Genomic DNA, 19,519 nt, shown 5'->3' with positions numbered 1-19,519 from the left:
TGATATCGACGGCTGGTTCTACTGGCCGTCGATAGCCTTGCCGATGTAAGCAATCGACTGCTGGTAAACGCTGGCCGCGTTCCAGCCCTGAATGGCCGAGAAGTTCGTCTGGCCCTGCTGATATCCAGCACCGCGCTGCCAGCCATGACCGACTAGGAAGTTCGCTGTCGATGCCAGAGCATCGGCACGCGAGCCGACCAGATCGATACGACCGTTACGGTCGAAGTCTACGCCGTAGCGCACGACGTTGAGCGGCAGAAACTGCGTCTGGCCGATTTCGCCATGGGCCGCACCCTTGGCCGTGACGCTCAGGTTACCGCTGCCGACCAGTTTCAATGCCGCGTAAAGCTGCTCCGTGAAGTAATCCGAACGGCGGCAGTCGTAGGACAGTGTGGCGACCGCAGACAGCGTGTGCTGATTGCCCATGAAACCGCCAAAGCCCGTTTCCATGCCCCAGATGGCCAGAAGCGGACCGGCTGGCACGCCATAGGCACGTTCGATATTGGCGAACAGTGCTGCATTGCTTTTCTTCATGGCCTTGCCGCGAGAAATGATCGCCTGACCACCACGCTTCTGCATGAACTGGTCGAAGGAAAGCTTGAAACTATGCTGGCCACGGTCTGCGCGGATCGTCGCCTGATTATAGGACACATTCGAGAAAGCGCGGTCCAGAACGGAGGCGCTGACGCCACGGCCCGCTGCCTCTTGCTTGAACGCGCTGACCCAGGCATCGAAGCCCGCCGAGGTATTACCGCATTGCGCGGCCAAGACCGGTGTTGCCGCCAGTGCCGCAACCATTACCACGCCAACGGAAAAAGCTTTCATTGCCCGCATCAGAATCTGCCTTCAATATTTTGGGATGATACCCAGCCTGTGGCCACGTCACAGAGAATGTGTTGATTTCAAAGTGCCTGCCAACATCATAACCAGCAAATAAACTGGCCGTGATAAGCAACAAACCTAAAAACCCGTCCATCTCGCAGTGGAGTGGACGGGTTATAGTTAATATTTATTAAAAAACCGTATCAGGCGGCTGCCTTACGCGGCTTTATCAATCCACGATTGACCAAAAGCTCGGCAATCTGGATGGCATTGAGGGCTGCACCCTTGCGAAGGTTGTCGGAAACGACCCAGATGTTGAGACCATTTTCGACAGTTGCATCTTCACGGATACGCGAAATATAGGTCGCATCTTCGCCAGCGCACTCGACCGGGGTGATGTAACCGCCGTTTTCATGCTTGTCGATGACGAGGCAGCCGGGTGCTTCGCGCAGAATATCGCGGGCCTGATCGGCAGTGATTTCGTTTTCGAATTCGATGTTGACCGATTCCGAGTGGCCGATGAACACGGGAACGCGCACGGCGGTGCAGGTCACCTTGATCTTCGGGTCAAGCATCTTCTTGGTTTCTGCCAGAACCTTCCACTCTTCCTTCGTGTAACCGTCTTCCATGAACACATCGATGTGCGGGATGACGTTGAAGGCTATGCGCTTGGTAAACTTCTTGGCTTCGATCGGGTCTGCCACGAAGACCGCACGGGTCTGCTGGAACAGTTCGTCCATGCCTTCCTTGCCGGCACCGGAAACGGACTGGTAGGTGGAGACGACGACGCGCTTGATCTTGGCGAAATCATGCAGCGGCTTCAGGGCAACGACGAGCTGCGCCGTGGAGCAATTGGGATTGGCAATGATGTTGCGCTTCTTGAAACCTTCGATGGCGTCGGCATTGACTTCCGGGACGATCAAAGGAACGTCCTGATCGTAACGCCATGCGGATGAGTTATCGATGACGACGCAGCCCTGCGCGCCGATCTTCGGCGACCACTTCTTGGAGACATCGCCACCCGCCGACATCAGGCAAATGTCGGTATCGGAGAAATCATAATTCTCCAGGTTGGAAACCTTCAGCGTGCGGTCGCCATAGGAGACTTCCGTGCCCTGGCTGCGGGCGGAGGCCAATGGAACGACTTCGTCCGCCGGAAATCCGCGCTCGGCGAGAATATTGAGCATTTCGCGACCGACGTTACCGGTGGCGCCTGCAATTGCAACTTTGAAACCCATGATAAGCTCTCTTTCTGCCTCTCCTCTTTTTGGTGAGGGGACCCCGCAAGTCGGCGGGTTCCTTCTTCCCCGACCAAACCGGGGAGAGAGCGGCGGGCCAGAGACGTTAGACGGTTTTAATCGTCGTTTTGGCCGTAATTCGTGTGGAGTGAGCAAAGCACGATTGATCACCGGCAGGCTGTGCCGGGTTTTGCATGACAACCATGTTATGCACATGTTCGATCAAGATCGCGCTCCTTTTCGAGGCAAAGCTATTATGGGGTTTGCGGTTTCTGTCAAGCGCAAACACGCCGCAATTCAGCCTGCAATCACGGCTACGGGATGTTGTGTGGCCGCAATGCGCCCTTCGCGCATTAGACTAAAGTCATAAGCCGAAAGCATCGCTCTTCCTTTTGTTAATTTTCTGTCACTCTGTGATCAGGTGCATCGTGCCGCAAGGGCAGTCCGGGGGAGAAACGGACTGCTGCGATGTGTCGTTTTGACATCTGTGGAGGACAGACAATGGCGAATGTAGCAACCGCGACAGCGGAGAAGGCCCGTCCCATGACGGGCGAGGAGAAGAAGGTGATTTTCGCCTCTTCTCTGGGAACAGTGTTCGAGTGGTACGATTTTTATCTTTACGGCTCTCTGGCCATTTATATTGGCGCGAACTTCTTCAGCCAGTATCCCGAAACGACACGCAATATCTTTGCTCTTCTCGCCTTCGCCGCAGGCTTCCTCGTGCGCCCTTTCGGCGCGCTGGTATTTGGCCGTCTGGGCGATCTCGTCGGTCGTAAGTATACGTTCCTTGTGACCATCCTCATCATGGGCTTTTCCACGTTCCTCGTCGGCGTACTGCCCAACGCGTCGCAGATCGGCATCGCAGCGCCGATCATCCTGATCATCCTGCGCATGCTGCAGGGTCTGGCGCTGGGTGGCGAATATGGCGGTGCGGCGACCTATGTTGCCGAACACTCCCCTAATGGCCGTCGCGGTTATTATACATCGTGGATTCAGACGACGGCGACGCTCGGTCTCTTCCTGTCGCTGGTCGTGATTCTTGGCGTACAGTTCGCCGTCGGTCGCGAAGCCTTTGCCGATTGGGGCTGGCGCATTCCATTCCTTCTGTCGGTCATTCTGCTCGGCGTTTCCGTTTGGATCCGATTGAAGATGAGCGAATCGCCTGCCTTCAAAAAGATGAAAGAAGAAGGCAAGACCTCCAAGGCACCGCTGAGCGAAGCATTCGGCCAGTGGAAGAACGCCAAGATCGCCATCATCGCCCTCGTGGGTGCGGTCATCGGTCAGGCGGTCGTCTGGTACACGGGTCAGTTCTATGCCCTGTTCTTCCTGCAAAGTATTCTGAAAGTGGATGGGCAGTCGGCCAACATCATGGTTGCCTGCGCACTGCTGCTCGGCACCGGCTTCTTCGTTCTGTTCGGCTGGCTGTCGGACAAGGTGGGACGCAAGCCGATCATCATGGCAGGCCTCGTTCTGGCGATGCTGACCTACTTCCCGCTGTTCAAGGCACTGACATGGGCAGGTAACCCTGCACTGGCACAGGCTCAGGCTTCTGTCCGTGCAACGGTCACCGCTGCTCCTGGCGATTGCCGCTTCCAGTTCAACCCGACAGGCACGGCGAAATTCACCACGTCCTGCGATATCGCAACCTCGTTCCTGACCAGAAACTCGGTGCCTTACGATGTGGTAGAAGGCCCTGCAGGCCAGCCAGCCACAGTCAAGATCGGCAATGCAACGGTGACCAGCTATGACGCTGTTGCAGCCGGTGCAAACGCTGCCGCCAACGACCGTACGTTCCAGAAGCAGATCAACATCGCGCTTCACGACAGCGGTTATCCGCTGGTTCGTGGTGCCGCACAGGTTCCGGCTGCCAAGTTGGATGCCTTCATAGCCGCCAACCCGGAACTCGGCCTCAACGCCGATGCGGTTCGCGCAACACCCGCCAAAACGGTACCAGCCGATAAGCTGGTGGCAGACAAGCTGATGACGCCTGCGGAGTTGAATGGCGCGACAGATATGACGGTCTACACGGTGGCTGGCGGCGGCACCTTCGCAATGGTTGCCGACCCTACCGCGGTCAACTGGATCGTCATCATCGCTGTTCTCACCGTTCTCGTCATCTACGTGACGATGGTCTACGGCCCGATTGCAGCGCTTCTGGTCGAACTCTTCCCGACCCGTATCCGCTATTCCGGCATGTCCCTGCCCTATCACATTGGTAACGGCTGGTTTGGTGGCCTCTTGCCCGCAACTGCATTCGCCATGAGTGCCGCCAAGGGCGATATCTATTACGGTCTCTGGTATCCGATCATCTTCGCAGGCATCACGCTGGTCGTCGGTCTGCTCTTCCTGCCCGAAACCAAGGATCGCGATATCCACAAAATGGATTGATCCTTCTCCACCCAAAAAGAAACCCGGCGACATATCGCCGGGTTTTCACGTTGAACGGTGGTTCTCATGGCTTACAAGCTGGCAAGCTCTCGATTGACGATATCGCGCCACGCTCTGTTTTGTGACAGCTGAGCCGGAAACAGCCCTTCGACTTCAAACAGGAATGCCGAAGGGTCTGCGTCATCGACCTGACGGGCCGCAGCGAGAATCTCGGCACGGCGCGGATCGTTCATCTCCCCACGTTTATGGATCGAGGCGATCCACAGTGCGACAACATAGGCAAACTCGGCTGCATCCCTGCCCGCCTCCAAGGTTTCGACCGCTGCCGCCAGAATACGCTGAGGCAATTTCTGGCTCGTATCCATCGCGATCTGTTCATTGCGATGGGCGATGGTAGGATTGGCAAAACGCTCCAGAAGCTGGTTGATGTAAAAAGGCAGATCGATGCCAGGAACGGGATCGAGCGTTAGAACTGCCGCCTGCATGTGACGCTTCACCTTTGCGACGAATTCTGGCTGTGCCATCACATCCCTGACGAATTCCAGACCGTGCAGGATACCGAGATGCGCGATCAGCGTATGTGAACCGTTGAGCAGGCGCAGCTTCATGTCCTCATACGGCACGACGGACTGCGTGAAAACGGCTCCGGCTGCTTCCCAGCTTGGACGACCCGCAACGAAATCATCTTCAATGACCCACTGCATGAATGGCTCTGTTTCAATCGCAAGCGTGTCTTCCACCCCCAGAAGTCCAGCCGCCCGCGTCCGCGTCTCATCCGTCGCGGCGGGTACGATCCGATCCACCATACTGCACGGAAAGCTGGCATTTTGTGCAATCCACCGCGCTAACTCGGCGTCTCTCAGTTCAGCCATTTCCAACACCAGACGGCGCACGACCTTGCCATTGGAGGGAAGGTTGTCGCAGCAAAGCACGGTGTAAGGTGCAAGACCTTTTTGCAGACGCAGCGCCAATCCCTCCACGAGGAAACCGATGACGCCTGTTGGCGTGTGGGGACTGGCCATATCGGCAACGATTGCAGGATGTTTCACATCAAGCCCACCGGTTACAGGGTCGAGCCCGTAGGCTTTTTCGCTGACCGTGAGCGTCAAGATGCGAATGTCGGGACTGGATAGATAATCCAGAACGCGCTCTGGCCGCTGGGCTGCGCAGAGCCAGTCTACGGTTGAGCCTACGACCTCAGCTTCGTCGCCTTCGCCGCCGCGCACGATAACCGAATAAAGGCCATCCTGTCTCGCCAGCGCGTCAACCGGTTCGGGCGAACGCAGATTGACCGCGACGATACCCCAGGGACCGAAATCCCTTTGAAGCGCCCGCTGCGTAAACACAGCCTGATGAGCGCGATGGAACGCGCCGAGCCCGATGTGGACAATGCCGGGCTTCAGCATCTTGCGATCAAAATCAGGGCTGGTGATAGCGGATTTCAAGTGCGCTGAACTGGATAGTCTTTCCATTGCTAGGCCCTTCCGAACTTCGGATGCGAAAGAGCACGTTCGATACCGCGCAACTCTGCCAGTCCCTTAAGACGTCCAATGGCAGGGTAGCCCGGTTGCGCACCACGCGTCAGATCGTCGAGAATTTCCTGCCCGTGATCCGGTCGCATCGCAATCCGATGGTCCTCACGTCCCTCTGCGCGCCGACGCTTTTCCTCATCGAGCAGCGCAGCAATGACCGCCACCATGTCCGTGGCACCTTCCAGATGCTCGTCCTCAAAAAACGAGCATGGTACCGTTTCGGTGTCGCGGGTCACGTTGCGAAGGTGAACGAAATGAATCCGATCCGCAAATCGTTTGGCGATCATCGGCAGATCGTTGTCTGCGCGTGCGCCGAGCGAGCCGGTGCACAGCGTTACGCCATTTGCCAGGCTGTCGACCTGGCCAAGCATATGTGCATAGTCTTCCTCTGTCGAAAGAATGCGCGGCAGCCCCAGCAACGGCCAGGGCGGATCGTCGCCATGGGCGCAGATATTGATGCCCACCTCCTGCGCCACTGGCACGACCTGGGACAGAAAATCCACGAGATTGGCCTGAAGCTTCGACCGGTCGACACCGTGATAGGACCGCAGTTTTTCCAAAAGTTGATCCAGCGTGTAACCGTCGGCAGAGCCCGGAAGACCGGCACCGATATTGACGCTGAGCGCAATGATCTTCGTATCGGGCATATCAGCGAAACGCCGAGCAGCCTCTTCTATCAGCCAGTCCGGGTAATCCGCATTTGCGTCAGGACGTTTGAGAATATGGAGGTCGAAGGCGGCGAAATCCGTCAGGTCGAAACGCATTGCCTTGGCACCGTGGCGGGTGTCCCAGCGTAAATCGGTACGGGTCCAGTCCAGAATGGGCATGAAATTGTAGCATACCGTGCGAATGCCAGTTGCCGACAGACGCCGCAATGTCTCCTGCCAGTTGGCAATATGCGTCCTCCAGTCCCCGGTCTGTGTCTTGATATCTTCCGACACCGGCACGCTTTCCACGACATCCCAATAGAGCCCACCCGCCTTGATCTCTTCGTGCCGCTTGACGATTTCCTCGACCGGCCAGACGGCACCGGTTTCCATGTGATGGAGCGCACTGACGATGCCCTCTGCTCCAGCCTGCGCAGCGTCACGCACTGAAACCTTGTCTATAGGTCCAAACCAGCGCCATGTGTGTTTCATATCGTTGTCCTTCACGTATCAGTTTGAGCGCCGAATGTGATCTGCACCTTGCAGGCAACAGATCGGTCACCCGCCTGCTCGAATGCGGCGACCGCGTCTTTCAGCGGAAATTGATGAGAGATGATCGGCCGCACATCGATTTTGCGCGAGGAGATCAACTGCACGGCCTGTTCAAATTCCTGATCGAAACGCTGCGAGCCACGCCAGATGATCTCTTTGCCCACCAGTGCGTTCAGCGGAATTGTCATGTCGCCCGTCACGCCCACCTGCACGATAGTGCCTCTTGGCTTTATGGCGGCGAAGCCCGCGCGCAGCGCCGGACCGGCGGCGGAGCAATCGAACGCGACGTCGAAAGAGCCCTTGTCCGCCTGATAGGGTGCAAGCGCCTCGGGATCACAAAGGACATTGATCGTTTTGCTGGCACCCATGGCGGGCGCTCGCGCCAGCGCCGCATCGGCAATATCCGTCACGACGATTTCGGCGGCTCCGGCATGCCGCGCAGCGGCCACCGTCAACAGTCCGATGGGCCCTGCTCCTGTAACAAGCACGCGACGGCCCGAGAGGCGGCCTGCCTGCGCGACGGCATGCAGGCAAACGGCGAGAGGTTCAGCACAGGCAGCCTCGCCCGGGCTTGTCTCCTGCCCGAAGACAAAGCATTGCTCAGCCTTGACCACCAGCCAATCGCGAAACATACCCTGCTCGTGCGGCAGCCGCATCGCGCTTCCCATGAAGCGCATGTCGAGGCAATGGATAGGCAGTCCCTGATTGCAATACTGGCATTTGCCACAGGGTTGAGATGGATTGACGGCAACGAGCGCACCGAGATCCAGGCCGGTAACCCCTACCCCCAGCGCTTCGACATGGCCAGAGGCCTCGTGACCCGAAATGATGGGTTCACGCACCTGAATCGGGCCGAAACCGCCATCCTGATAATAATGCAGGTCCGAACCGCAAATACCACCGGCCGCCATGCGCAACAGCACCTCACCGGCGCCGACTGGCCTCACGTCCTGTGTTTCGACTTTAAGGTTCCGTTTTCCATAAAGACGCGCAACGCGGGTCGACATGAATTTTTGCTTTCTTTTCAATCTGTGAGGAGGTCTGCGCGGTGTTCCGCGCAGACCCGTATCTTATCGGATCAGACCCATTTCCGTCGGCAACCAGAGAGTAACGGCTGGAATGAAGGTGATGAGCAAAAGCGCGACGAAGAGCGGCACCAACCAGGGCAGAATGGCCATCGTCGTTCGCTCCACCGACAATCTTGCCACCCGCGACAGTACGAACAGCACCATTCCGAGTGGCGGATGCAACAGCCCGATCATGAGGTTGAGCGTCATGATGAGACCGAAATGCACCGGATCGATATCGAACTGAAGCACCAGCGGCAGAAGGATCGGCACCAGAATGGTGATCGCGGCGATCGTATCCAGGAAGCAGCCGACAAACAGCATCAGCAAATTGACCAGCACGAGGAAAATCCACTTGCTGTCCGTCAACGTCAGGATCGCTCCGGAAAGCACTTGAGCGGCCTGACTGACGGTCAAAAGCCATGCAAAAACCGAGGCAGCTGCAACGATAAACAGAACGGAGGCCGTAGTTTCAATGGTATCGAACGTTGCCTTTGCCAATGTTTTGAACGTCATGGTGCGATAGCGCACGAGACCGAGAAACAGTGACCACAACACGGCAGCAACCGCTGCCTCGGTTGGCGTGAACCATCCCATCGTCATGCCGCCGATGAGAATGACCGGTGTCATAAGCGCCATGACAGCGGAAAAATCGAAATACCAGTCGCAAGCAATCAACACGGCCAGCACGATGAAGATGGCAAGGTTGAGAGACATTCCCAGCATCGTCAGCACATAGACGCCGATTGGCACCAGCATCACCACTAGGACTTCCAGTGATGCGCCGAATATGGTGCGCAGGCTGAAAGGCGTATCGGAGCCCCAGTTCTTGATGTAGGCAAAGACCGCGACGGTGATCATCATCAGCACGGTCATGACGACGCCGGGAACGATACCGGCCATGAACAGCGCGCCGATGGAAACGTTGGCCATCATTCCATAAATCACGAACGGCAGTGACGGGGGAAAGATTGGTCCAAGGGTCGCCGATGCGGCGGTAACGCCAACGGCGGCCTCAACGGGATAGCCGTGGTCTTTCATCGCCTTGATTTCGATCGTGCCGATGCCGGCTGCATCTGCAAGAGCCGTGCCGGACATTCCCGAAAAGATGACCGACCCTATGATGTTGACCTGAGCCAACCCGCCCTTCATCCAGCCCACCAGAGCGACAGCAAAGGAATAGATGCGGCCGGTTACGCCTGCCACATTCATCAGGTTTCCAGCCAGGATGAAAAAGGGAACCGCCAGTAGCGGAAAGCTTTCCACACCGGCAATCATGCGCTGCGCCGCGATGATGTCAGGCGCGACGTTGTAAGCGAGAATATAGATCAGTGACGATGCGGCCATCGAGATGGCGACCGGAAGGCCAATAAGCATCAGAAGCAGAAATGAACCGATCAATACCAGCATGTCACAGTTCCTCAACGGTCTGGAATTCTTCCGGTCTTTCCAGAACGGAATAACCGCGCCGCAGATTGGCGATGAAAACCTGAATGGAGCGGAGCAACATCAGGAAGAATGCTGCAAAGACAGTGTAAAACACGATGCTGCGGGGCAGTGCGACAGTGACCATCTCCTCGTCTGCGACGAGTTCGAGATAACGCCACATCAGCCATGAGGTATAAGCAAAGAAGCCGATACGCAGCACGTCCACCAACAGTGACATGACCCGCGTCACATGCGGCGGCAAATAATGGTAGAGCACATCCACCTGGATATGCCGGGACATGCGCACGCACATGACCGAACCGAGAAAGACAACGCCGATCAGGCAGTTGACCGCAATTTCTTCCGTCCATGCATAGCTGTCGTTGAGGACGTAGCGGGTGAAAAACTGGAGAAAAACGCAGCCTGTCATGATCCAGAAAAGGCCAAGCGTAAGCCAATCCTCAAAAGAATAAACCGTAAGATCGACATTTGGCGGCGCTTCATCAAAGGTTTGGGCAAGTTCCTCAGGCGTCACCTGAGTGTGAGTTTCCTGCGACATTGAATTGTCCCGGCTGGAGCAGCATGATGGAAGCGGACAAAGCTGTTCGCAGCGCTGCTTGAGAAAACGAGAAAACGGCGCGGTCTGTCCAACCGCGCCCGACACGGATTTACTTGATGGCGCGAATGGCTTCCCAGTCAGCCTTGTCATAGCCGAAATCTTCGAATTTCACTTTTTCAAGAACGTTCTTTTCGAAATCCGCCTTATCGACTTCAGTCACCGTCAGACCACGGGATTTGAATTCATCGACCAGCTTGTTCTCACGCTCCTCGATGATCTTTGTGGTCTTGGTCGCGGCTTCCTGCATGACCTCGACAAAGATCTTCTTGTCTTCGTCAGAAAGGCTCGCCCAGCGGCTCTTGGAAATCACCGTGTTAAGGTGATCGACAATGTGACCCGTCAGCACGATGTTCTTCTGAACCTCGAAAAACTTCTTCGCTTCTATGGTCGTCAGCGGATTTTCCTGCGCATCGACCGTTCCGTTCTGTAGAGCCAGATACACTTCGGCAAATGCAATAGGGGTCGTATTGGCACCGCAGGCACGCGGCATGGCAAGATAGGCCGGAACATCTGGAACGCGCATCTTGACACCAGCCAGATCGGCACAGGTCGCGATCGGCTTGTTGGCAGTGGTGTGGCGCGTCCCATAATAGCTGACGGCGGCAATGACATTGCCGGTCTTGTCCTGATAACCCTTTGCCAGACGTTTGAAGACATCACTCTTTGTGTAAGCGATCAGATGCTCCGGATTCCGGAAGATATAGGGAAAATAGGTTACCCCGATCGGCTTGTAATCACGCGCAGCGAAACTGGAACCGGAGATGATCATATCCACCGTGCCCAGCTTAAGTCCCTGATTGATATCGACTTCCTTGCCAAGCTGGGAAGCGGGAAAAACGTCGATCTTGTAACGGCCTTCCGTACGCTTTTCGATTTCCTTGGCAGCCCAAACCGATTCCGTGTGGAACGGCTCTGATGTTTCGTAAACGTGGGCCCATTTTAGCGCGGTCTGCGCCTGTGCCGCCAAAGCGGACGCCGCAACGATGGCCGTTGCGCCTAGTAAGGTGATGAATCTGGACGTCATAGGTTCCCTCCCGGATTGATGTCAGATGTTTGCTGTCTTTGATCCCGCATCTCTCTCCATGCGAGATCCTCCCTCTCCTACAGCTCCTCCCCGAAGCTTTCGGAAAACCTCTTTTGCGACTGCGTCAGGTGGCGACGCATTGCGTCGCGCGCCCCCGCCATGTCGTTTTTTGCGATCGCGTCCCTGATAACCCTGTGCTCCTCAAGCGCCAGACGCCACGTTTTGGGTCCTTCGAAATGGCTCGCAAGGCGCTCGAAGTAGGGCGTCATGCGGCGGTCGAAAATCTGACCGGTAAATCGGTGGAGCGTAGCGTTACCGATGATGTCCGTGATTGCCGTGTGAAACGCCCGGTCCTGAACCAGCATATCGGCTGGATCACCGATGGCCTTTTCCATGTGCAGCAGACAATCATCCAGACGCTGGACGCCCTCTGCCGTCGCAACCCGCGCAGCCTCTTCCGCAATCGCGCCCTCGATGATGCTGCGCGCCTGAAGGATTTCGAAAGGACTGTCATTGTCATCAACAGGTAAAACCTGGCGCGGATGAGTGGGCCTTTGGCTGACGTAAATGCCCGATCCCATGCGGATCTGGATATAGCCTTCCACCTCCAGCACGATCAACGCTTCACGAATGGTAGGGCGGGAAACGGCGAAACGCTCGGCAAGATCACGCTCAGCTGGAAGCTTTGCGCCGTGACCGAGCTCCCCCGCCTCGATCAATGACCGAATCTGGTCCGCGACCTGCCGGTGAAGGCGGCGCGGCTCCAACGCCACGAACATGAAATCCTCCCCGATCTCATCTGGTAAAATGGTCTTACCAATTACAACCTACTAAAACTGGAAAAAAGTCAAAGTCAACACTTCTTTAGGACGTTCGGGAATTCCACCTCGCGCATCGTCCCATTCGTCGTTCAGGAAAGAAGGCAGTACATTACGCAGTCGAGGCGCCGACAAGACTGCAAACAAAACCGCTGAGGCCGCCAATCCGCAATCAAATTGCGTCATGTCCGCCGGTTTTCTCTTGCGCGGCGCAACCCGCTGATGTCTATGCTTTCACCACAAAGGAAATGCGAACCGTGGTTGTGGATGTTGTGACATGGGCAATGCCTGTTGCCATGGCTAGGCCATATATGATGCATATTGCACATCCCGAAACGCTGACGGGAATTCGAGGACACGCCTTGCAGGAACAATCGAGACAGAACCGTGCCGCAGGGCGGCTCGTAAAAACCATTGCCGCCATCTGCGCTACCATTGTAGCGACGACCTCTTTGGCGCAGGCCAATCCCAAGATCGTCATCGACGTACGCACCGGCAAGGTGATTTCTCATCAGGAAGCGTTTCGCAAATGGTATCCCGCTTCGCTAACGAAGCTGATGACCGCCTATCTGGCTTTCAGCGCCATGAAGTCCGGCAAGCTTAGTCCCGAAACGGAAGTGGTGATGAGCAAGAAGGCTGCCGACCAGCCTGCCAGCAAGATGTATTTCAAGGCCGGTTCCAAGTTGACGCTCGATAGTGCGTTGAAGCTGCTGCTGATCAAATCCGCCAACGACGTGGCCGTGGCCATTGCAGAAACTGTCGGCGGCACGACTGATAATTTCGTGACCCAGATGAATGCGCAGGCCTCACGCCTGGGGATGACGTCCACACATTTCGTCAATCCCAACGGATTGCCGGGCAAGGGACAGTATACGACAGCGCGCGATCTGGCCGTTCTGGCATTGCTGCTCAAACGCGAGTTTCCCGAATATGCGGGTTATTTTTCGCTGGAGGGCGTCAGCACCGGAAAGAAAAACTACGCAAATTACAACATGCTCGTTGGCCGTTTCGAAGGGGCGGACGGCATGAAGACAGGTTTCATCTGCGCCTCCGGCTTCAACCAGGTTTCGTCCGCTGTGCGCAATGGTCGTCAGGTCATCAGCGTCGTTCTGGGGGCTGACAGTCTTGCGGGCCGCACCGACCAGTCAGCCGAACTGCTGCAGATGGGGCTGACCTCACCATCCGGCCAAGGGGTCTCGCTGGCATCATTGGCGCCCTATGGCGAAACCCAGTTCGTCAACGATATCAGCGCCGATATCTGCAATCCCAAGGCTGCCAAGGTGCGTAGCGAAAGCCGTGACGAGGCAGGCCGGATGATCATCAAATCGCCCTATGTGCGCGAAATGACGCGCCCGCCTGTTTATTCCTATGCAGGACTGATCCCCGGCAGCGAAACGGTGGCGGCCAACACCACCACGACAGGCGCAAGTGCCAAGGGTGATGTGGCAAACGTACCGATCCCTATACCGCGGCCGGCCTTCTGATAGGTAACTCAACGACACGCTCTTAAAAGTGGCCGGTATCGTCTCATCGTTCCCTACTTCCACTGGGATACTTTCTTGCTATAAGACATGTCTCAGAATGTAATATATTAACATCGCAGGTCGTCTTATGGCACTTGATCGTATTCCGGTTTCCATCATCACAGGTTTTCTCGGTGCGGGAAAATCGACCCTGCTCAATCGGCTACTGAAGGATCCTGCCATGCAGGATGCAGCCATCATCATCAACGAATTTGGTGATGTCAGCATTGATCACATGCTGGTGGAGCGGTCTGGCGATGGCATCATCGAATTGGCTGAAGGCTGCCTGTGCTGCACGGTCCGCGGCGAGTTGGTCGACACTTTGGCTGAACTGATGGACGGGATTCAGACCGGCAAGCTGAAGGCGGTCAACCGGGTGGTGATCGAAACCACTGGACTGGCCGACCCGGCGCCTGTCATGCAATCCATCATTGGCAATCCCGTCATCGCGCAGAATTTCTCGCTGAACGGCGTGGTCACGGTTGTGGATGCCGCAAACGGGCTTTCCACTCTGGACAAGCACGCCGAAGCAGTGAAGCAGGTGGCCGTGGCAGACAGGCTGGTGCTGACGAAGCAGAGCCTGGCAAGCAAAGAGCAGGTCGCCACCCTCAAGGAAAGGCTGGAGACGCTCAACCCCCGCGCCTCGATTGAAGACGGCGATCAGGAAGCATGGCCTGCAGTCGCACTTCTCGAAAACGGCCTCTACGATGCTGCAAACAAGATCGGCGACGTCGGTCGCTGGCTTGGGGAAGAAGCCTCGCATGATCATCACAGCCATCACGATCATGATCAACACCATCATCACCATCATGATGTGAACAGGCACAACGCCTCGATCCGGTCCTTCTCAATCGTGCATGACCGCCCGATTGAACCCATGGCCCTCGAAATGTTCGTGGACCTGTTGCGGTCCGCCCATGGCGAAAAGCTTTTGCGCATGAAAGCCATCGTCCAACTCTCCGATAGGCCCGAGCGTCCGCTTGTGCTGCATGGCGTGCAGTCTATTTTTCACCCGCCACAGCGACTCGCCGCATGGCCCGATCCATCGGATCAGCGTACGCGCATGGTCCTGATCACCGACGACTTACCGGAGGCCTTCGTCAAGGACCTCTTTGGCGCCTTCACCGGGGCAATCCAGATCGACACCCCGGACCGCCACGCGGTCGCTGACAATCCGCTGGCGGTACCGGGGATGCGGTTCTAAGTGCATTGATGTTCAAGGGCACTTGAGGATCAGCACCATAACCATTTCAAGTGCTTTTAAGCAGTTGCTTTTTGGTTGAGCGCATCGAAGCCCAGAACGGCAGCGCCGACGAGACCCGGCTCGACGGTGCATTGTGCGCGCACCACAAGCGGGCGAGCAAATCGACGCAATATCTTTGAGCGAACTGCCTCATCCAACTCGAACAAGAGTGGGGCCGAATTGGAGAGACCGCCGCCGACCGGCACGATGGTCGCGCCGGTGACGTTGACCACCAGCGCCAGCGGCCCGGCCAGCATGTCGATGAAGATGTCGATCGTGCGCGTCGCCCCGGCATCTCCCGCCTGCCATTCAGCCAGAATAGCTTCTGCATCCATCTCAACTCCGGTCAGATGCCGATGCAGCTTTTCCATTCCGCGCGCGCTGCAAATCGCATCGAGGCAACCTTCCAGGCCGCAACCACATGCAAACCGCGGCAAATCCAGCGGTGGATTTCCAGCACGCGTCGAGGCAACAGGTCCGTGACCCCATTCACCAGCAAAGCCACCTGCGCTGTTGATCAGCTTCCCATCGATGACCAGTGCGCCGCCGACGCCGGTGCCGAGAATGGCGCTGAAGACAACGCGGTGCCCACGACCTGCACCCACACCGTATTCCGCCAGCGCGCAACAGTCCGCATCGTTGGCGATGACGACTGGAAGGCCCAAGCGCGCCTCCAGATCGGCCTTCAAAAAGCGATCATGCGCACACGGGATATTGGCAATAAAGGACTTGTTCGTATCGGGATCGATAATGCCGGTGATGGAAAGCGCGACGCATTCCGGCTCTCCACCAATTTCCGCAATGACCGACGTCAAGACCGATGCGAACGCATCGAAATCGTGGAGTGGTGTCTGCCTGCGGGCGACCGGGCGTATATCACCGTTGTCGAAGGCCGCGGCGCCCTTGATGGCAGTGCCGCCAATATCGAAGCAAACAATCAAACTGAAACTCCTGGCATGCGCAACGCGATTGACCTCTTTTGCAGTAATTCAAGCCATGGCCTTATGCCAGACAAACGTCAATTCGTCTCGCATAAGCGGCAGATCGAAGCAGCTACATTAGAGATTACGCAGAACAATCCGCGCGACTGATTGACAGGCGGGATGTTTTGGATATTCTGTTATAAAGTTTTATATAACATAATAATGGAACTTCTAAAACTGGGAGCCTTCGCATGAAACTCAAGCTGGCACTTCTACTTGCTACCGCATTGATCGCATCTCCATCCCTCCTTGCTGCACAGGAAAAGGGTGGCGTGATCAATGTTGCGACAATCGGCGAACCGCCGACCCTCGATCCAATGGCGTCGACGGCTGATCTCGTCGGTATCGTCACGCAGCATATGTTCGAGACACTGTACACCTTCGACAAGGACTGGAAGGCGACGCCACTTCTGGCCGAAAGCTTGCCGGAGATCAGCGCTGATGGCAAAACCTATACGATCAAGTTGCGGTCCGGCATCAAGTTCCACGACGGCTCCGACATGGCATCCGATGATGTCGTCGCCTCGCTGAACCGCTGGATAAAAGTCGCATCGCGCGGCAAGCAGGCGGCATCCTTCATCGACAAGATCGAAGCGACCGATCCTTCCACAGTAACGATCGCCCTCAAACAGCCTTACGCGCCTCTGGTTTCGCTGCTGGCCTTCAACAATTCGGCAGCCATCATCCTGCCTGCGGAAAAGCAGGATGAACCGATGAAGGAATTCATCGGCACCGGTCCCTATATGCTCAAGGAACGCAAGGCAGACCAGTACATTCAGCTCGTGCGCTTTGACGGCTACAAATCCCGCGAAGGCGAAAGCAACGGCTATGGCGGAGCCCGCCACCAATATCTGGATGAAATCCGCTTCGTCCCTGTCCCGGACGCCAATACCCGTGTGGAAGCAGCCGTTTCGGGTCAATATGACTATATCGACAGCCTCCCGGTTGAATCCTTCGACAAGATCAAATCCTCTTCAGCGACCGAGCCCGTTGTGTTGAAGCCCTTCGGCTACCCCGTGTTCGTGTTCAACACGGCAGAGGGTCTCGCCAAGGATGTGGCGATGCGTAAAGCCATCCGACAGGCGCTTAGCATGGAAGACATGCTGGCTGCTGCGTTCGGCAGCACCGATTTCTATACGGTCGATGGAGATATCTATCCAAAGAACTACGTCTGGAGCACGGATGCGGGCGTCGAGGGTAACTATAACCTTGCAGACCCTGAAGGTGCCGCAACCGCCGCCAAGGCTGCAGGCTATGACGGCACGACACCGATCCGCATCCTGACCAGCCGCCAGTACGAGTTCCACTACAAGATGGCACAGGTCGCGGCGGAGTATCTGAAACTTGCCGGTTTCAAGGTCGACATGCAGGTGGTGGATTGGGCAACGTTGACCCAGCGCCGCGCCGATAAGGGCCTTTGGGACATCTATATAACCCATAGCCCGTTCCTGCCCGAACCGGCATTGATCGGCTCGCTGGCACCGACCTCTCCAGGCTGGTGGGATACGCCGCTACGCAAGCAGACGGTGGAGGCCTTTTCCGCAGAAGCCGATCCGGAAAAGAGATTGGCGCTATGGGCCGACGTGCAAAAGGCCATGTATGAGGAAATTCCATATATGAAGATCGGCGACTTCAACGGCCTGACTGCCAAGGCCAAGAAGGTCGAAGGCGTTGATCCTGCCCCATGGCCGTATTTCTGGAATGCCTCGATCAAGAAGTAATGCTTTCGACGGACCGGACGCCGCCCTCGGCGGCTCCGGCTTCGGAAACGTTCCTCGCTTGAGGCATGGGAAGAGATCTACATGATCCGTTACATTCTTCAGCGCCTTTTCGGCATGATCGTCGTGATGTTCCTTGTCGTGACCATCGTCTTCGTCATTGTGCGCGTCACACCCGGCGATCCCGCCGCCGTCATGCTCGGACCGGATGCGTCGGCGCAGGACATTGCCGATTTGAGAACACGGCTGGGGCTCGACCAGTCGCTGTTGGTCCAATATTTCATCTATCTCGGCCAGATGCTGAAGGGCGATCTCGGTCAGTCGATCTTTCTCAACATGCCGGTCACGTCGGCCTTGCTGGATCGCGCCGAACCCACCTTTTTCCTGACCGTCTTTTCGCTGGCAATCGCCACCATCATCGCACTGCCGATTGGCATTTATGCGGCTTACCGCCGGGGTTCCTTCGTCGATCAGGCGGCAACCACCATCGCCATGCTGGCAGCAAGCATCCCGAGCTTCTGGCTTGGGCTTATTCTCATGCAGTTTTTCGCCGTACGGCTCAACATCTTTCCCGTCTCCGGCTACGGCGGGCCGGGCTCCAGCTTCATGGAGCGGATGTACCACCTGACGCTTCCCGCCTTCGCACTCGGCATCGTTTCATCAGCACTTATCCTGCGCTTTACCCGCGCCTCCATGCTGGACGTACTGGGCGACGATTACATCCGAACTGCACGCGCCAAGGGGCTCGTGGAGCGCCGCGTGATCATGAAGCATGCTCTGAAGAACGCCCTCATTCCAATCCTGACCGTTATCGGGCTGACGGCTGCCGTGCTGATTTCGGGCGCGGTCGTAACAGAAACCGTATTTGGACTGCCGGGCGTCGGAAGCCTTGTGGTGTCCGCCGTCCTGCGGCGGGATTATCCGGTTATCCAAGGTGCGTTGCTGGTGATCGCTGCGCTCTATGTTCTCATCAATTTCGCGATCGACATGCTGTATTTGGCCATCGATCCTCGCGTACGATACTAAGGGGCGAGACGGATGGCAGATATTACCGCGACCACGCCAAAACCCGCCGCAAGCGAAGGATCGAAATTCTTGCGACGCTTCTTGAAGCGCAAGACGGTCGCATTCGGGCTGATCATACTGATCGTTTTCGTCATTCTGGCGGCTCTGGCACCTTGGATTGCTCCTTATTCGCCATCCAAGCTTTCCATCGTCAACCGGCTGAAGCCGTCAAGCGAGATCTTCTGGTTCGGCACCGACGAATTCGGGCGGGACGTCTTTTCGCGGACCATTTATGCAGGTCGATTGTCCCTGCTGGTGGGTGCATCGGTGGTGGCTCTTTCTGCGGCAATCGGTGTCACACTGGGATTGTTGGCCGGTTTCTTCAAACGACTGGACACGCCGATCGCGCGGCTGATCGATGCGATGATGGCATTTCCGGACATTCTTCTGGCAATTGCGCTGGTCGCGGCTCTCGGGCCGTCCCTCACCACCGTCATCGTCGCGCTTTCGATTGTCTATGCGCCACGTCTGGCCCGCATCGTGCGCGCCTCGACACTGGTGATCCGCGAATTGCCCTATGTCGAGGCAGCTCAGGCGCTTGGCATTTCGACCTTCCACATCATGACCCGGCACGTGCTGCGCAATCTACTTTCACCCATTCTGGTGCAGGCGACATTCCTTTTTGCCAGCGCCATGCTGGCCGAAGCCGGCCTTTCTTTTCTCGGCCTGGGCGTCAGCCCGGAAATTCCAACCTGGGGAACAATGATTGCCGCCGGTCGCCAATACATCGGACAGGCCGACTGGATGACCTACTTCCCCGGCTTTGCCATCATTCTTTCCGTGCTGTCGCTGCAAATGGTGGGCGATGGATTGCGGGACATGCTCGACCCAAGACTGCGAAGGGATTTGTAA

16 protein-coding genes are annotated in these 19,519 nt (G+C 56.8%); 6 read left to right on the top strand and 10 right to left on the bottom strand.

Features of this window, described 5'->3' with window-relative positions; translation table 11 throughout:
* Positions 1-18: 18 nt before the first annotated feature.
* Positions 19-798 (bottom strand): lytic transglycosylase domain-containing protein, encoded by a 780-nt coding sequence (locus ASF29_RS03000; protein ID WP_062448668.1) that lies wholly within the window; start codon positions 796-798, stop codon positions 19-21.
* A 227-nt stretch (positions 799-1,025) separates the two neighbouring features.
* The gene (locus ASF29_RS02995) at positions 1,026-2,060 is read right to left on the bottom strand and encodes an aspartate-semialdehyde dehydrogenase (protein WP_062448339.1); all 1,035 of its coding nucleotides are present in this window, start codon (positions 2,058-2,060) and stop codon (positions 1,026-1,028) included.
* A gap of 501 nt (positions 2,061-2,561) precedes the next feature.
* Between ASF29_RS02995 and ASF29_RS02990 the strand changes: the two genes are divergently transcribed.
* Complete coding sequence (locus tag ASF29_RS02990; protein ID WP_062448337.1) at positions 2,562-4,448, top strand: MFS transporter; 1,887 nt, start codon at positions 2,562-2,564, stop codon at positions 4,446-4,448.
* Between the two features lie 71 nt (positions 4,449-4,519).
* On the opposite strand, the gene ASF29_RS02985 is transcribed toward ASF29_RS02990, so the two are convergent.
* The 7 genes from ASF29_RS02985 to ASF29_RS02955 form a co-directional block, all read right to left on the bottom strand.
* The gene (locus ASF29_RS02985) at positions 4,520-5,920 is read right to left on the bottom strand and encodes a mannitol dehydrogenase family protein (RefSeq protein WP_062448336.1); all 1,401 of its coding nucleotides are present in this window, start codon (positions 5,918-5,920) and stop codon (positions 4,520-4,522) included.
* Between the two features lie 2 nt (positions 5,921-5,922).
* Entirely contained in the window at positions 5,923-7,119 is a 1,197-nt protein-coding gene (uxuA, locus tag ASF29_RS02980) for a mannonate dehydratase (RefSeq protein ID WP_062448667.1), read from the bottom strand.
* 11 nt (positions 7,120-7,130) lie between these two features.
* Positions 7,131-8,186, bottom strand: coding sequence for an L-idonate 5-dehydrogenase (locus ASF29_RS02975; protein ID WP_062448334.1), 1,056 nt, complete (start codon positions 8,184-8,186; stop codon positions 7,131-7,133).
* A gap of 63 nt (positions 8,187-8,249) precedes the next feature.
* The gene (locus ASF29_RS02970; protein WP_062448333.1) at positions 8,250-9,656 is read right to left on the bottom strand and encodes a TRAP transporter large permease; all 1,407 of its coding nucleotides are present in this window, start codon (positions 9,654-9,656) and stop codon (positions 8,250-8,252) included.
* A 1-nt stretch (position 9,657) separates the two neighbouring features.
* Entirely contained in the window at positions 9,658-10,233 is a 576-nt protein-coding gene (locus ASF29_RS02965; protein WP_062448331.1) for a TRAP transporter small permease, read from the bottom strand.
* 109 nt (positions 10,234-10,342) lie between these two features.
* Positions 10,343-11,317, bottom strand: a complete 975-nt coding sequence (locus ASF29_RS02960; protein ID WP_062448329.1) for a sialic acid TRAP transporter substrate-binding protein SiaP — start codon at positions 11,315-11,317, stop codon at positions 10,343-10,345.
* A gap of 77 nt (positions 11,318-11,394) precedes the next feature.
* On the bottom strand, positions 11,395-12,096 hold the full coding sequence (locus ASF29_RS02955; RefSeq protein WP_062448327.1) for a FadR/GntR family transcriptional regulator: 702 nt from the start codon (positions 12,094-12,096) through the stop codon (positions 11,395-11,397).
* Positions 12,097-12,557: 461 nt separating this feature from the next.
* Here ASF29_RS02955 and ASF29_RS02950 point away from each other — a divergent pair, with 461 nt between their 5' ends.
* Positions 12,558-13,619, top strand: coding sequence for a D-alanyl-D-alanine carboxypeptidase family protein (locus ASF29_RS02950; protein WP_062448665.1), 1,062 nt, complete (start codon positions 12,558-12,560; stop codon positions 13,617-13,619).
* Between the two features lie 127 nt (positions 13,620-13,746).
* On the top strand, positions 13,747-14,862 hold the full coding sequence (locus tag ASF29_RS02945) for a GTP-binding protein (protein ID WP_062448325.1): 1,116 nt from the start codon (positions 13,747-13,749) through the stop codon (positions 14,860-14,862).
* 56 nt (positions 14,863-14,918) lie between these two features.
* Here ASF29_RS02945 and ASF29_RS02940 read toward each other — a convergent pair whose 3' ends face one another.
* Positions 14,919-15,842 (bottom strand): ROK family protein, encoded by a 924-nt coding sequence (locus tag ASF29_RS02940; protein ID WP_062448323.1) that lies wholly within the window; start codon positions 15,840-15,842, stop codon positions 14,919-14,921.
* A 233-nt stretch (positions 15,843-16,075) separates the two neighbouring features.
* Here ASF29_RS02940 and ASF29_RS02935 point away from each other — a divergent pair, with 233 nt between their 5' ends.
* From ASF29_RS02935 to ASF29_RS02925, 3 genes are all read left to right on the top strand, one after another.
* Complete coding sequence (locus tag ASF29_RS02935) at positions 16,076-17,605, top strand: ABC transporter substrate-binding protein (RefSeq protein ID WP_062448321.1); 1,530 nt, start codon at positions 16,076-16,078, stop codon at positions 17,603-17,605.
* Between the two features lie 81 nt (positions 17,606-17,686).
* Positions 17,687-18,628 (top strand): ABC transporter permease, encoded by a 942-nt coding sequence (locus tag ASF29_RS02930; RefSeq protein ID WP_062448320.1) that lies wholly within the window; start codon positions 17,687-17,689, stop codon positions 18,626-18,628.
* Between the two features lie 12 nt (positions 18,629-18,640).
* Entirely contained in the window at positions 18,641-19,519 is an 879-nt protein-coding gene (locus tag ASF29_RS02925) for an ABC transporter permease (protein WP_062448318.1), read from the top strand.

This window comes from Rhizobium sp. Leaf262 (assembly GCF_001422245.1).
Taxonomy (GTDB): Bacteria; Pseudomonadota; Alphaproteobacteria; order Rhizobiales; family Rhizobiaceae; genus Agrobacterium.
The sequence above is the reverse complement of the archived record's forward strand: the minus strand, read 5'-3'. Positions and strand labels throughout refer to the sequence as shown.